This window comes from Citrobacter sp. wls718 (genome assembly GCF_005280945.1).
Lineage (GTDB): Bacteria > Pseudomonadota > Gammaproteobacteria > Enterobacterales > Enterobacteriaceae > Citrobacter > Citrobacter gillenii.
Genome location: NZ_SZWV01000076.1, coordinates 132,732 through 147,891 on the forward strand (window position 1 = coordinate 132,732; position 15,160 = coordinate 147,891).

Below are 15,160 nucleotides of genomic sequence, written 5' to 3' on the forward strand. Positions count from 1 at the left end.
TGTTAGCAAAATATCATCTGACATCCTGATCCTCAGGTATTTTACCTGTAACAGGCTGTCATATCATTCATCATGAGGAGATAGAAATAATACAATTAGCGCTATTTTCAGTTGAATAACGCGGGTGTCAACCCCGTAGGCAGTTTATGTAGCAGACAGTGAGTTGATGTCATGGTATTGTTATTGCAAAGTGACAATATTTTCATCTGCACAAGAAAAGGACGAGACTATGATCATGGCTAAGCTGAAGACAGCTAAGGGAAGAAAATTTCTGTTGTGTCTGCTTGGGGTGTTTATCATCGCCGCATCGGTGGTGACGCGTGCCACTATCGGTGGGGTGATTGAACAGTACAATATCCCGCTGTCTGACTGGACGGCTTCCATGTATGCCATCCAATCGGCAATGATTGGCGTCTACAGTATGGTGTTTACTATTCTGCTGGCAATCCCGCTTGGGATCTATTTCCTTGGCGGCGAGGATAAGCACTAAGCGCTTATGATGCCGGATGACATCGTCATCCGGCAGGTTGCTGCGTGATCAATCGTCTTCGTCGTCCAGTTCAACCGGCGTCTGATACTGATCGGGCTTAATGACCAGCAGATCGCAGCGTAGATGGTCGATGACCTGTTCCGCCGTATTGCCAAGGAATGCGGCAGAAATGCCGGTGCGCCCGACGGTACCCAGTACTACGATACCCGCCTGTAAATGCTCTGCTAAATCAGGAATGACCTCTTCAGGCAACCCTTTTTCAACGTGCGTGACTTTCTCATCGATGCTGAATTTCTGACGCAATGCCTTCATGGCCAGCAGGTGCTGTCCGCGAATCGCGTCGTTATAAACGCTAGGGTCAAACTCAGGCAGTTCAATGGCGATGTTGATTGGGGTAACAGGGTAAGCCCCCACCAAATGTACTTCGGTATGGTTAACCTGATCTGCGAGCATCAGCGTTTCTTTGACCAGCTTTTCGTTAAGCGCGTTGTGATACGCTTCTTCGCTGGCCAGGTTGACGGCAACCAGCGCCTTCCCGCCTTCCGGCCATGGTTGGTCTTTGACCATCCACACCGGACTTGGGCATTTACGTAATAAATGCCAGTCGGTTGGGGTGAAAATCACCGCCTCCAGGCGGTCGTGCTGGTGCGCCATTTTAAGGACCAGGTCATGCTTAGCACTGATGACTTCCTGGATGATGGCTTCGAAGGGACGGTTGTGCCAGACCACTTTAATATCAAGAGGAATACCTGCATCAATATAGTATTTCGCTTGCTCGCGTATCCATGCCGTTCGCTGACTGATAACGCCTTGACGCATTGCCGTCCGCTCATCGGGCGACAACAGGGTAGTCATCTCATAGGAAAAGTCATAGATCGGCAAAAAGGCTTTAATTTTGCCACCAATCCGTTGATGCAAATAAACAGCTCGCCGTAATGCAGGTTGATCGTCCTGGTTCGGATCGATGACCACCAGCATGTTTTGATACATAGCCATACAGGGTCTCCTTACAACTGTCACCGCAGTTTGTCATTAAAAGAGTAACCCAATAATGTGGATTGAAACAGGGGAGAACCTCCTGCCAGATCAATAAATCGGGAGAATCCCGGTTTTTTGTCCGTATCCCACGAAATGAGAGCAACTGTTCTTAGCCGTTGTAACCCTTTGATGCCAGAACGGGTTGAGATTTCTCGTCAATTTAAAAAAACTCATCGAGCATCAAATGAAACTGCAACTTTTTCAGATCAGGAGTTGCGATGCCATATGTATGAAAAAGTCTATTCTGTAAAGACGGTGAAAAATCACCGAGACAGTTCCAGATAATGGCAAGATCCTGGTATCGATCGGCGATACCAACGCGACCAACATCAATACAACCCACCACTTCACCCTGGCTAATAATAAGGTTATCCAGTGAGAAGTCTCCGTGCGTCACCACGGAGTCGGGCGAGAAGGGTAAAAGGGACTGCATCTCATTCCAGACGTGTTCAACAGACCACCCCTTGCGCTCATCATCAAAATCATCAGCATCAACCAGACCGCTATTCATTCGTGTTTGCGCCAATGCGAGCCGAAACAAATGATCGCTGTTAAAAGGACAGTGGCTTACAGGGATCTGGTGTAACCGCTGCAGGAATACAGCAAGTGCATCAACAATACTATTCTGTGCAGCAGGGTATTCTTCTAACATCTGAAACGCAGTCTTGCCGGGTATCGCTGTTGTGAGTAGCAGCGCTTCATCACCTGTGCGGGTAAAATGCTTGATAGCCGGAAGTGGTAAATAAGCCTTCAGCCAATTAAGTCGGATCATTTCATCTGTAATATCATCGGCAACGGTCCCTCTACCTTGCTTCAGGTACAATTCCGGCGCACCAGCTTTACTATACAATCGATAAATGGCTGCGCCAGATTGACCGACATGATCACGCGCCCATTGATAGCCCTTCAGGTCAGCGTCCAGACTTGTATGTAATTGCAGAGCTGAGCACTGCTTTTCCCTTTGAATATAATTCATAACATTCCTTTGTATTGTGACTGACTCATAGCGGATGCATTTGTTGTAAGCAGAAAACGGATACCAGACGGGCAAAGCGGAAAAGAGTCGATGAATGATGATTAGAGCAGAAGAGAACCTTCTGCCAGATCGTTAAATTGGGAACATTTAGCGATGTGACAGAAGGGTAATAGCGATGCTTGCAGAACGATTACGCTACGTTGCGTGAATGGCCAGCAAGAACAGCCAGCGCGTCGCTATTCTCGATAGTGATATATTTGCCTTTCACCGCCAGCATGCCGCTTTTCTGGAATCGACCCAGCAGACGACTGATGGTTTCTACCGTGAGGCCGAGATAGTTACCAATATCTCCGCGAGTCATGGTCAGGCGGAATTCGCGAGGCGAGAATTCACGTTGGGCAAAACGACGGGACAAGTTGTAGATGAAGGCCGCTAAACGTTCTTCTGCGTTCTTCTTCGACAGCAACAGGATCATGTCCTGATCGCCTTTGATCTCGCCGCTCATCAGACGCATCATCTGCTGACGCAGATTCGGCATCTTACCGGACAGATCGTCCAGGGTCTCGAATGGGATTTCACAGACCATTGAGGTTTCCAGCGCCTGTGCGAAGCTCGGATGATGACCGCTACCGATGGCGTCAAAACCGACTAAATCGCCGGCCAGATGGAAACCGGTAATTTGCTCATCGCCTTGTTCGGTAATGGTATAGCTTTTAATCGTTCCGGAGCGGATAGCATAGAGTGATTTAAGTTCATCGCCTGCTTTAAAGAGCGTCTGCCCCTTTTGGATAGGCTTTTTGCGCTCAATGATATTATCGAGCTGGTCAAGCTCGTGCTCGTTAAGTGTGAACGGGATGCAAAGCTGGCTGATGCTGCAATCCTGGCAATGGATAGCACAACCGCCAGACTGAATGCGCCGTATAATTCGCTTTTCCGGGATCATAGGTCTGCTCAAGCCGTAATTGATATTTGTCAATTTTAACATCTTTTTGGTGAGCACGTAAGCCTGACCTACCCCTAAGAGAGAATAATTCAGGCATAAGCGAGTTGAATGTTTGTATCTGTTTGATTAACCGCACTTTATCTGCGGTTGCTTTATGTAGAAGTGTGATGAATAAGGCATTAATTGCCTGGATTATAGAGTAGCAAATAGCCTTCATGGCGCAATAACCACTCTTTTCGCTGCACGCCACCTGCATATCCGGTCATGGTACCGTTGCGTCCAATCACGCGATGGCAGGGAACAACGATGCTGACTGGGTTAGAACCGTTTGCCGCACCCACGGCCCTGGCGGCACCGGGACGCCCCAGTTGTTCGGCCAGTTGCCCATAGTGCATCACCTGACCACAGGGGATCGCGCGTAGTGCTTGCCAGACTTCCCGCTGAAACGGGGTACCTGCGGTGGCCGTTTCCAGTGTGTCAATAATGCCCAGATTCCCCGCGAAATATTCAGACAACTTATCGCTTAACCCCCCGGGGTTTTTTGCGGCAATGCGCTGGTAGCCTTCAGCGCGATAATGAATATCCAGCAGTTGTTCCATACGATCGCTGTGCTGATCCCATTCGACGGCGCGCAGGCGAAATTGTTCATCGCAAATCACCCACAGTGGACCTAGCGGTGTTGCAATGGTGTCTTCAAGTAAATTAAGCATCCGTTTCTCTCAATACCGGCGGGACAATACCCGTGTCATCTGGCGGCCCTACACCTTATCACGCCAAGGATATTCACAGCTATACCCCCTAAGATCCACGACTTAAACCACCGAGTAGAATCGCCGGATTATTGGAAATAGCTGTAAACCGTTGTCGGTATAGTTGTCGGTATAATAGTGCGCAGTTATGATAATGACCGTCGCAAAATGCTGGAGGATGAAACATGAACCCTGATGACGCATCATTGTTTCTGGACGCTATGGGGGATGTTGAACCTCTGAAAGGCTGTACTGATATCCACTGGCAGCCTTCGCGCAATCCTCGTGCGCCAGCGCGTATTGATACGCTGCAGTTGGATAATTTTCTCTCGACGGGTTTTCTGGAGATCGTACCGTTGAACGAACCGCTGGCATTTCATCGCGAGGGGTTACAGCAGGGCGTTACCGATAAGCTGAGGAGCGGAAAGTATCCCCAGCAGGCGAGTCTCAATCTTTTGCGTCAGCCGGTCGAAACATGTCGTCAGATGTTATTCAGTTTTATCCATCAGGCCCTACAGGAGGGGCTGCGCAACGTCCTCATTATTCATGGCAAGGGACGAGACGATAATTCCCATGCCAATATCGTGCGCAGCTACGTGGCGCGTTGGTTGACGGAGTTTGACGACGTGCAGGCGTACTGCAGTGCACTGCCGCACCATGGTGGTAGCGGGGCATGTTATGTTGCACTTCGCAAAACGGCGCAGGCCAAACAGGAAAACTGGGAGCGCCATGCAAAACGCAGTCGTTAACGGCTGCGATCTCAGGCTGCCAGCACCCGGTTTCTGCCTTCGTTCTTGGCTTTGTATAACGCGTCGTCCACGCGTTTGAACAATTCATCAATGCTTTCATTCGCTTCGTGTCGTGCCACGCCGATGCTGACGGTAAAGCGGGGAAGGCCTGGGAGGCTGACACGGGCAACCGTCGCACGTAGGGTTTCTGCCAGATTAAGTGCAACATCGAGAGATGTACGTGGCAGGAGCAGCAAAAATTCTTCACCTCCCCAACGAAAGACCAGATCGTCTTTACGCGCGCAGGCTTCCAGCGTGCGGGCCAGCGCGCAAAGCACCTCATCGCCCTTCAAATGACCGAAGAGATCGTTAATGCTCTTAAAACGATCGGTGTCGATCAGTAACAAGCTATAGTCCTGCGTCAGCGGCATAGCGTGCGTTTGTTCAGCTTCAGTGATGTGATAAAAATGCCTGCGATTGAATAATCCGGTTAAGGCGTCACGCAGTGCAGCCCGTTCCAGTTCCTGCTCAAGGCGTTTTTGCTCGGTAATATCGTGAATAATGCATAGCATCAGTTTATTACCGTAAATCTCGATGGGGCCAGCGTAGGTTTGCACGTGACGAGTGCTGCCGTCGGCCAGTTTGTGGACAAAATGTAAGGGCTTATGGCCGCCAGGCAGATGCGCAATTTTATGCATCACCGGTAAGACGTGACGCCCCAGCATGTTAATTTCCCAGGTATGTTTCTGACACATCACGTCATGGCTGTAACCATAAAAATTCAGCGCACTGAGGTTGGCGTCGACAATCAGCCCATCGCGAGACGGATCGATGAGCAGCATCGGCGCTGAGTTTGTCAGGAAAAAACGCGCGTAAAATCCCTGTTTCTTACGTTGGTAATTGGCGGAACGACTGGCTTTAAGCCCTTGTGCCGCCGGGGTTTCAATACCTTCAAAAAGAATGACGTCACCGCAATTAGCCAGAACTCTGATCGACAGACGGCAGGCCTGGGCAATTTCCTCTCCGTCCCGGCAAACTGTGAGGATTTCCACAATGTCATGCTGATTTTTCAGGTCGCTGAGATACTGGGTTAAGTCGGCCTGAGCATGGGTCGAAAACACCCCCTTCCTGAGGCGTGAGAAATCCGCAGCTTGCATGATTTCCCGCGCTACGGTATTGGCGAATACCAGGTCCTCGGTATAGGGCGAAACGAGCCAGACCGGAATGGTTAATAAATCCAGTGAATGCAGTTCGTTTGTGCTCATCGATAATCCCGTTATCTTCATTGGCTATGTTGCCGACCGACTGGCAACTAATATTTCTTTTTCAGTCTCACACGATATTGATTCCTGGTGAGACAATGCCTGTGCGGCCAGTATCGGTTTTACGCTGCTTTCTGTGTGCATCAATTCATGGATCTGATGTGCGGGCAGGGGCTTAGCAAACAGAAAACCTTGTAAAACTCTGCATCCCATTTGGGTGAGGAGTATTTCCTGCTCATGTGTCTCTATACCCTCAGCCACTACGCACATATTCATCGAGTGGGCTATGTCAATAATAGTAGACACGATTTTTGTATTTTTGCTGTTCTCACTAATATCTTTGACAAATATTCTGTCAATTTTTAATTCCCGCGCCGGGAGTGACTTTAACATCAGGATATTTGAATAACCGGTGCCAAAATCATCAATAGAAATGGTGATGCCGAGTGCAGAAAATGCATTTAAAACGTCGACGCTATGCTTTAAATTTTTAAGGGCTGTACTTTCAGTCAGTTCCAGCGTTAATTGTGTCGGTGATAGCTGATATTGCGCGAGAGCATTGCAGACAATATCGACGATATCATGCTGTTCAAACTGGGCGGATGAAAGATTTACGGCGAGCGTCCACTGGCTATGACCTTGCGACGCCCATTGGTGTAACTGAAAACAGGCCTGATGAATAACCCAGTCACCGACTGGAATGATCAGACCTGTCTCCTCAAGCGCGGGAAGAAATTCAGCAGGCAGCAGCATGCCGCGCTCGGGGTGGTGCCAGCGAAGGAGTGCTTCAAATCCGGTCAGCGTATGATCGCCTGCGGTATATTTAGGCTGATACCATAGCTCGAATTGATTACGCTCAATCGCCTGCGACAGTTCCTGTAAAAACGTCGGTGGCGTATCTGCGATTGCCTCCATATCTGGCGTGTATATTGCCCAACCGTTTCTGCCAGCCTGTTTAACATGGTACATCGCCATGTCAGCCTTCACTTTTAACTCATGCAACGTTGCGCCATGTTCAGGATAAATACTGCTTCCTGCGCTTAACGACACCCGAAGAGAATGTCCACATAGCGTAAACGGCTCTTTGATAACATTGGCAATACGGGCCAGCAGGTTGGAGATAGCCTCTCTGCCGCTATTCGGAACCAGCAGCATGAATTCATCCCCACCCAACCTTGCGAGGGTCATAGTGTCATCAAGACAGGTATAGATGCGTTGAGTACTGGCGATCAGCAGTTGATCGCCCATGTGATGACCCCAGGTGTCGTTGACCACTTTGAACCGATCGAGATCAATAAAGACCAGCGCAAAAGGGTGTTGATGCAGCCTGGAATACTGCAGGCAGGCCTGTAGGCAGGCATCGATCTGGGTGCGGTTGGCAAGCCCAGTCAGCGGGTCAAAGTGGACCTGATGTTCGAGCTGACAGTTTAATTGATGCAAATTATCTGCCAGTCGTGATGTCCGTAGTTGGGCGTCCATCATCGAAATCACCAGCATTATCCCCAGGATCACCATCGTTATGGCGCTGACCCAAATGGAGAGTTCCAGCGTGGAGATCCCCTCGTGCGCGGTGTGCGTGACGTGAGTGAAAGTTGCAGCACTCATCCCGGTGTAATGCATAGACGCAATAGCCAGCGCCATAATGAGCGCGGCAATAAGGCGGTTGATCAACGCGCGCCGGGTATTTTGGCGTAAATGAAACGCCAGCCATAAACCCACGCCCGACGCCACGACGGCAATGACCACAGAGAGCAGAATAAGCCTGCGATCCCAGATAATTGCCACATGTTCAATAATGGTCGCCATGCCAACGTAGTGCATTGCCACTACGCCAGTGCTTAATAGACTCGTGGCGACAACCAGGCGTTTTGTTGAAAGCGTCTGACCCGATATGGCGATATTGATGGCAAACGTTGCACTTACAAGAGCAATGAGAAAAGAGCACGCGGTGAGTACGAAATGATAATTTATCGACATGCTCATTTTCATGGCCAGCATACCAATAAAATGCATTGACCAGATCCCCAGACCCAGCGTCGCACCACCGGATAACCGCCAGAAGGTCGATTCTCGTCGACTGGAGATTGCCACTTTTCCCGCACTGTCGAGAGCAATAAAAGAGGCAATAAAAGCGACTACAAAGGAAATCCCAATCAGTACAGGGTCCCACGACACGTGCAACATCGTACTACCTATAGATAAAAAGTCGTGATGTTAAATCTAGCAGGTTTTGTCAAGTTAACCCGATAAAACCAGGAATAGTCTTAATATTTCATCATGAGTATTAGCTTGAACCTCTAAAAATAGGAAATATTCTATTTTCGCTTATGTAAACATTCACCATATTTATGTTTTTGCGCATTTTGTGTTCGTGGCGTGCTCCTCATCACAATAATCTGAACGTTGGTGCGGTGACCCGCTTTGGCAGAGAAAAATGCGGCATTAATGAAAATTTAAACTGTAATAATACGCCTTAAGTGAAAGTGGGGTAGGGTCCAATTGAAAATTAAGGTTTCTGCGTAAGCGAATGGTAATCTGTATCGCAACTGCTATAAAAATTACTACCCGTATTTATATTATTTCTTGGTGAGCAGAGCTGAAATGTTGAAGAATATAAGCGTCAGGACATTTATTATTTCATTTGTGACATTAACACTTTTTATTCTCAATGTGATGGAGTTATTATTATCCACAGAGAATGATACTATTATTTATACTGACGTAGTGAGTCTGATCTCGATATTATGTCTGTGGTTGTACATGACAAAATATCTCGTTGAACCAATCAATACCGTCAAAAAAAGCATTGAAGAGGTCACGTCAGGGAATTTGGCGATCAGTATTCCTGAGTTCGGAAATAATTGCGCCGGGCGACTTATTCCGGGTATCAATAGCTTATCGAGTAATATTTCTGCGTTAGTCAGCGAAATCCGCACTTCTTCACGCACGGCGATGATGCTCTCTGAACAACTTGCGGACCGCAGTGCAGCGCTGTCGGTTAAAACGGAGCAGCAATCAGGGGCGTTAACGCAAACCTCTGCCAATATGGATGAGATAGCCATCAGTACACGTAATAATGCTGAGAATACGCAGTTGGCCAGTGCCCAAGCGAATATCGCTACACACTCTGCCCGTCAGGGGGGCGAATTAATGGTACAGGTTGCGACCAATATGCGCTCTATCACCGAATGCGCGCAGCAGATGACGGAAATCATCGCCCTGATCGATGGCATTGCTTTTCAGACGAATATTCTGGCATTAAACGCAGCTGTGGAATCAGCACGAGCAGGTGAGCACGGCAAGGGGTTTTCCGTGGTAGCGGGAGAAGTGAGGACGCTGGCCCATCGTAGTGCTGAAGCAGCAAAGAGTATTAAACGGCTGATTGATGAAACTCATTATAACGTGCGCGAAGGGGCGGCTATTGTCCGCGAAGCCGAAAAAAATATGCAGGATATCGTGGGCGGCGCCGGGCAATTGGACCAATTGATGGGGGAGATATTAACCACCACGCGGGAACAGGAGAAGGGTATCGTTAAGATTACCCAGGCCCTGGCAGAGTTGGAAAACGTGACTCAAAGTAATGCCATCATGGTCGATGAGTTATCGGATTCATCTGCCATTCTGAAAAATCAGGTAAACGACCTGCAGTCACGAACACATAAATTTCATTTAAGTAACACTCCGGAAAAAGAATTTTTCCCACAACCTCACGGCACCGTAACACCTTCGGGGTTCAGCCGACGGGATAAATACGGTCATTCATTCTAATCCTGTCGTCACCCGCGCCGACGTCGTCGGCGTTTTCATTTTTATTTAACTTTTCTGAATCATTTCAGCACAATGGGATAATGAGATATTGCTTAACATAATCTGCAGGCTAGACTAACGAAAAAGACTGAATGACTGTGGAGGCGCTGTGGAAGCCATTAAGGGAGCGGACGTTAATGTGCCGGATGCCGTGTTTGCCTGGCTACTGGATGGCCAGGGCGGAGTAAAACCGCTGGAAGATAACGATGTGATCGATGCTCAGCATCCCTGCTGGTTGCATCTTAATTATACCCATTCTGATAGCGCGAAGTGGTTGGCGACGACGCCTCTGCTTCCTAATATTGTGCGCGATGCGCTGGCCGGTGAAAGTACGCGCCCACGAGTCAGCCGGATAGGGGAAGGCACGCTGATCACCCTGCGGTGTATTAATGGCAGCACGGATGAGCGTCCGGACCAACTGGTGGCAATGCGTTTATATATGGATGAGCGGCTGATTGTCTCGACGCGTCAGCGTAAAGTGCTGGCGTTAGATGATGTGATCAGCGATTTGCAAGAAGGAACGGGGCCGAATGACTGTGGCAGTTGGTTGGTGGATGTCTGTGACGCGTTAACCGATCATGCCAGTGAGTTTATTGAACAGCTGCACGACAAAATTATCGATCTGGAAGACAATTTACTCGATCAACAAATCCCACCGCGCGGCTTTCTGGCACTGTTGCGTAAGCAACTGATCGTCATGCGGCGCTATATGGCTCCACAGCGAGATGCCTATGCACGTCTGGCGAGCGAAAGACTGCCGTGGATGACCGACGATCAGCGGCGCCGGATGCAGGATATCGCCGACAGGCTGGGAAGAGGGTTGGATGAGATTGACGCCTGTATTGCCCGGACCGGTATCATGGCGGATGAAATTGCGCAGGTGATGCAGGAATCGTTGGCTCGCAGAACCTATACCATGTCGTTGATGGCGATGGTCTTTCTACCCAGCACATTCTTAACCGGATTGTTTGGCGTTAACCTTGGGGGAATTCCCGGTGGCGGCTGGCAGTTTGGTTTCTCATTGTTTTGTATTCTGTTAGTGCTCCTGATTGGTGGTGTTACTTTATGGTTGCATCGTAGTAAATGGTTGTAACAACAACGTTTTTTACCGCCTCTGATGGGTGAAAACGTTTAATATTTTGAGCGAGGTCAATAAACTCTCTACCTATTCGGGGCAATATCTCTCTCGCAGGTGAATGCAACGTCAAGCGATGGGCGTTGCGCTCCATATTGTCTTACTTCCTTTTTTGAATTACTGCATAGCACAATTGATTCGTACGACGCCGACTTAGATTAGTCGGCTTTTTTTTGCCTGCAGGAAATGAGCGTCTACCCTAAAAGAGTCAACCTGAATGACTGGAGGGAATATGACCCGTCTCACGCTATTGCTACCGTTGCCCATACTCAACACCGACTCTGTACCGACCGATCCGGTACCTATTCCTGACCCGATACCTCGTCCGCAGCCGATGCCCGATCCACCGCCGGATGAAGAACCGATTAAATTGTCGCATCACGGGCGCAGATCTGCGAGGATACGCGCCTGCTAATTGTAAGTTCTTACCGCGAGATTAAATTGTGACCGCTTTTTCTACCCTGAATGTTTTACCTGCCGCTCAACTCGAGAATCTTAACGAGCTGGGTTATCTTGAAATGACGCCTGTTCAGGCCGCTGCGCTACCGGCGATCTTGGCAGGAAAAGATGTTCGCGTGCAGGCAAAAACCGGCAGTGGCAAAACGGCCGCGTTTGGTCTTGGACTGTTACAGCACATTGATGCCGCGCTGTTTCAGACGCAGTCGCTGGTCTTATGCCCCACACGTGAACTGGCTGACCAGGTCGCGGGCGAACTGCGTCGATTAGCGCGTTTCCTGCCGAATACCAAGATATTAACGTTGTGCGGTGGGCAACCTTTTGGCGCACAGCGTGATTCTTTGCAACATGCGCCACATATTATTGTCGCCACGCCGGGCAGATTGCTCGACCACCTGCAAAAAGGTACCGTGTCGCTGGAAGCCCTGAATACACTGGTAATGGATGAAGCCGATCGCATGCTGGATATGGGCTTTAGCGATGCCATTGATGAGGTGATCCGCTTTGCGCCTGCGTCACGCCAAACGCTGCTGTTTTCGGCGACCTGGCCGGAAGCGATTGCCGCAATCAGTGGCCGGGTGCAGCAAAATCCGTTAACGATTGAAATCGATACGGTAGATGCGCTACCGGCGATTGAACAACAGTTTTTTGAAACCTCCACACACGGCAAAATATCGTTGCTGCAAAAGTTGCTCAGTCAGCATCAGCCGGCATCGTGCGTTGTCTTCTGTAACACCAAAAAAGATTGCCAGGCCGTGTGCGACGCGTTGAATGCCGAAGGACAAAGTGCGCTGTCACTACATGGCGACCTGGAGCAGCGCGATCGCGATCAGACGCTGATTCGTTTCGCTAACGGTAGCGCGCGCGTGCTGGTGGCAACCGATGTTGCAGCACGTGGCCTCGATATTAAATCGCTTGAGCTGGTGGTGAACTACGAACTGGCATGGGATCCGGAGGTGCATGTACACCGTATTGGACGTACTGCGCGTGCGGGTAACAGCGGCCTGGCCATCAGCTTCTGTGCGCCAGAAGAAGCCCAGCGTGCCAATATTCTTTCTGAAATGCTGCAACTTAAGCTGAACTGGCTACCTGCACCTGGCAACGGTTCAATTGTGCCGCTTGAGGCCGAGATGGCGACGCTGTGCATTGATGGCGGCAAAAAGGCAAAAATGCGTCCGGGTGATGTTCTGGGGGCATTGACCGGTGATATGGGGCTGGATGGGGCCGACATTGGCAAGATTGCCGTGAATCCGATGCATGTCTACGTGGCCGTTCGTCAGTCCGTGGCGCATAAAGCGTGGAAGCAGTTACAAAACGGTAAGATTAAAGGCAAAACCTGTCGGGTTCGTCTGTTGAAATAAATGTCCGTTGGAGTGCCTGATGGCGCTCTACTTATCCGGCCTACAGGCGTTTATGCACGTCGTAGGCCGGATAAAACGTTTACGTCGCCATCCGGCATGATAAATTACTTCACTTCAACCACGTTCAGGCGTAACTCATCCAGCTGATTTTCATCTTCTTCCGGCTGCCAGCCAGCAGGTTGCAGCGGGATCTCTTCGCGATCGAACGCTAAGTCACCGCCGTCAACGACCGCTGAGCCGTGCTTAATACCTTTAAAGTCGAACAGATTGATATCGCTAAGATGCGAAGGCACCACGTTCTGCATTGCGCTGAACATGGTTTCAATACGGCCCGGGTAGCGTTTATCCCAGTCACGCAGCATGTCAGCAATCACCTGACGCTGCAGGTTCGGTTGTGAACCGCACAGGTTACACGGAATAATCGGGTAGCCTTTGGCTTCTGCAAAACGCTCAATGTCTTTTTCACGGCAATAGGCCAGCGGACGAATGACGATATGCTTTCCGTCGTCGCTCATCAGCTTCGGTGGCATACCTTTCATTTTCCCGCCGTAAAACATGTTTAAAAACAGCGTTTGCAGGATATCGTCGCGGTGGTGTCCCAGCGCAATTTTCGTGGCACCGAGTTCGGTTGCCGTGCGGTACAGAATGCCGCGGCGCAGGCGAGAGCACAGTGAGCAGGTTGTTTTCCCTTCCGGAATTTTGTCTTTGACGATCCCGTAGGTATTCTCTTCGACAATTTTGTACTCGACGCCCAGTTGTTCCAGATATTCCGGCAGAATGTGTTCCGGGAAACCGGGCTGTTTCTGATCCAGGTTAACCGCAACCAGAGAAAAACTGATCGGCGCGCTTTTCTGCAAATTGCGCAGGATCTCCAGCATGGTGTAGCTGTCTTTCCCACCGGAAAGGCACACCATAATGCGATCGCCATCTTCAATCATGTTGAAGTCGGCAATCGCTTCGCCCACGTTACGACGCAGACGCTTTTGTAATTTGTTCAGGTTATACTGATCTTTCTTGCTAATATCTTGATTTTGCGACATTTAATAGAGGCTCAATTCATAGTGTGGCATCAGAAGAGAATGCATCACGCCGGATTGTCCGGCAAAAGAAGTCTGATATAAAAACTGTGGCGTGTATGGTACGGATAAGCGGGAAAAATGTCAGCACATTTAGGTCAGGAATCGCGGGGTAAAAGAGGTAGAAATGAAAAGCCCGCAGCGATGTGCGGGCCAGAAAGCTTAGCGGACGACCAGAACCGAACACTCCGCATGCCGCACTACAGCTGCGGCGTTGGAGCCAAGCAGATAAGTGGTGATGTCAGGTCGGTGCGAGGCAATAATGACCATATCTGCGGGTAATTTCCTGGCAAGCTCCAGAATTTTATCTTTTGGCGAACCTTCAACGACATGAACGTGAATTCTGTCTGCCGGGATATTGAACTTCTTGATCATCTCTTCCAGTTGAGATTTCGCTTCGGCCTTAAGATCGTCCATGGCCGGCAACTCAGCCGAGTAGGCCAGTCCAAGCGAAGCATAATAGGGCAATGACGGAATAACGGTCAGAAAATGGACCTGTGCATCGTCAATTCTTGCCTCGGCTTCTACATGGGCAATAACACGTTGAGTTAATTCTGAGTCTGAAATATCGATGGGTACAAGAATCGTTCTGTTCATAAAACCTCCTGTTTAAGTATCCTCCTAAAGCTTACCGCGTAATGGCACTTTATGTACAATGACAGAGATCACATTTTGGCATCACTTTATTTTGAGTTCAGGGAACTTGCCTTTTATTACGCCATCGTAAAACCGGCCTTTTGAGACCACTGTCAGGAAATCTCGAAAGATACGCGCCGGGACCGAGTGATATTGCAGGATTTCCGTATGGTGAAAACGAATTTCTAACGTGCGGGATGATTCGTCATAACCGACGGATGCAATACGGGATGATTTAACGGGGTGATGATTCATTGCAGGCATCCTCTGCGGCGAGTGTGAAGGCAATATATCATCTATCAGGGATGTGTTTTAACGCAACAGATATAATGTTTTGATCTAGATAAAACGCAATTACGGCGCAGGGGGGGGAGTAGCCCGCTGTTTCCAGCGGGCTGACAGATTAGAACTGGTAAACCATACCCAGTGCTACGATATCATCGGTAGAAATACCTTTGCTAGCGTAGAAGCTGTCGTCTTCATCCAGCAGGTTGATTTTGTAA

At 49.3% G+C, this 15,160-nt stretch carries 16 protein-coding genes; 6 read left to right on the forward strand and 10 right to left on the reverse strand.

The window, feature by feature from the left end:
* Positions 1 to 229 precede the first annotated feature (229 nt).
* On the forward strand, positions 230 to 490 hold the full coding sequence (locus FDW95_RS15430; RefSeq protein ID WP_096756906.1) for a DUF2534 family protein: 261 nt from the start codon (positions 230 to 232) through the stop codon (positions 488 to 490).
* A 48-nt stretch (positions 491 to 538) separates the two neighbouring features.
* On the opposite strand, the gene uspE is transcribed toward FDW95_RS15430, so the two are convergent.
* The 4 genes from uspE to ogt all read right to left on the reverse strand — a co-directional run bounded on the left by uspE (position 539) and on the right by ogt (position 4,157).
* A complete protein-coding gene (gene uspE / locus FDW95_RS15435; protein ID WP_096756907.1) occupies positions 539 to 1,486 on the reverse strand; it encodes a universal stress protein UspE in 948 nt (315 codons plus the stop codon).
* 202 nt (positions 1,487 to 1,688) lie between these two features.
* Positions 1,689 to 2,504, reverse strand: coding sequence for an APH(3')-I family aminoglycoside O-phosphotransferase (locus FDW95_RS15440; RefSeq protein ID WP_115258349.1), 816 nt, complete (start codon positions 2,502 to 2,504; stop codon positions 1,689 to 1,691).
* Positions 2,505 to 2,694: 190 nt separating this feature from the next.
* Complete coding sequence (fnr, locus tag FDW95_RS15445; protein WP_137363543.1) at positions 2,695 to 3,447, reverse strand: fumarate/nitrate reduction transcriptional regulator Fnr; 753 nt, start codon at positions 3,445 to 3,447, stop codon at positions 2,695 to 2,697.
* 179 nt (positions 3,448 to 3,626) lie between these two features.
* Positions 3,627 to 4,157: a methylated-DNA--[protein]-cysteine S-methyltransferase gene (gene ogt / locus FDW95_RS15450; protein ID WP_115258351.1), complete on the reverse strand. Its 531-nt coding sequence runs from the start codon at positions 4,155 to 4,157 to the stop codon at positions 3,627 to 3,629.
* Positions 4,158 to 4,381: 224 nt separating this feature from the next.
* On the opposite strand from ogt, the gene smrA reads away from it, so the two are divergent.
* Entirely contained in the window at positions 4,382 to 4,945 is a 564-nt protein-coding gene (smrA, locus tag FDW95_RS15455) for a DNA endonuclease SmrA (protein WP_096756911.1), read from the forward strand.
* 11 nt (positions 4,946 to 4,956) lie between these two features.
* Here the strand turns inward: smrA and FDW95_RS15460 are convergent, their stop codons facing one another.
* Both FDW95_RS15460 and FDW95_RS15465 read right to left on the reverse strand, forming a co-directional pair.
* Positions 4,957 to 6,189: a sensor domain-containing diguanylate cyclase gene (locus FDW95_RS15460; RefSeq protein WP_115258352.1), complete on the reverse strand. Its 1,233-nt coding sequence runs from the start codon at positions 6,187 to 6,189 to the stop codon at positions 4,957 to 4,959.
* Between the two features lie 24 nt (positions 6,190 to 6,213).
* A complete protein-coding gene (locus tag FDW95_RS15465; RefSeq protein ID WP_115258353.1) occupies positions 6,214 to 8,370 on the reverse strand; it encodes an EAL domain-containing protein in 2,157 nt (718 codons plus the stop codon).
* Positions 8,371 to 8,787: 417 nt separating this feature from the next.
* Here FDW95_RS15465 and FDW95_RS15470 point away from each other — a divergent pair, with 417 nt between their 5' ends.
* From FDW95_RS15470 to dbpA, 4 genes are all read left to right on the forward strand, one after another.
* Positions 8,788 to 9,954: a methyl-accepting chemotaxis protein gene (locus FDW95_RS15470; RefSeq protein WP_115258354.1), complete on the forward strand. Its 1,167-nt coding sequence runs from the start codon at positions 8,788 to 8,790 to the stop codon at positions 9,952 to 9,954.
* A gap of 148 nt (positions 9,955 to 10,102) precedes the next feature.
* A complete protein-coding gene (gene zntB, locus FDW95_RS15475) occupies positions 10,103 to 11,086 on the forward strand; it encodes a zinc transporter ZntB (protein WP_096756915.1) in 984 nt (327 codons plus the stop codon).
* A gap of 274 nt (positions 11,087 to 11,360) precedes the next feature.
* Positions 11,361 to 11,543, forward strand: coding sequence for a hypothetical protein (locus FDW95_RS15480; RefSeq protein ID WP_115258355.1), 183 nt, complete (start codon positions 11,361 to 11,363; stop codon positions 11,541 to 11,543).
* Between the two features lie 28 nt (positions 11,544 to 11,571).
* Entirely contained in the window at positions 11,572 to 12,945 is a 1,374-nt protein-coding gene (dbpA, locus tag FDW95_RS15485) for an ATP-dependent RNA helicase DbpA (RefSeq protein WP_115258356.1), read from the forward strand.
* Between the two features lie 104 nt (positions 12,946 to 13,049).
* Here dbpA and ttcA read toward each other — a convergent pair whose 3' ends face one another.
* The 4 genes from ttcA to FDW95_RS15505 all read right to left on the reverse strand — a co-directional run.
* Positions 13,050 to 13,985, reverse strand: a complete 936-nt coding sequence (ttcA, locus tag FDW95_RS15490; protein WP_115258357.1) for a tRNA 2-thiocytidine(32) synthetase TtcA — start codon at positions 13,983 to 13,985, stop codon at positions 13,050 to 13,052.
* A gap of 198 nt (positions 13,986 to 14,183) precedes the next feature.
* A complete protein-coding gene (gene uspF / locus FDW95_RS15495) occupies positions 14,184 to 14,618 on the reverse strand; it encodes a universal stress protein UspF (protein ID WP_115258358.1) in 435 nt (144 codons plus the stop codon).
* Between the two features lie 81 nt (positions 14,619 to 14,699).
* A complete protein-coding gene (locus FDW95_RS15500; protein ID WP_096756920.1) occupies positions 14,700 to 14,912 on the reverse strand; it encodes a KTSC domain-containing protein in 213 nt (70 codons plus the stop codon).
* A gap of 148 nt (positions 14,913 to 15,060) precedes the next feature.
* A partial coding sequence (locus FDW95_RS15505) for a porin (protein ID WP_170973005.1) occupies positions 15,061 to 15,160 on the reverse strand: 100 nt, incomplete at its 5' end.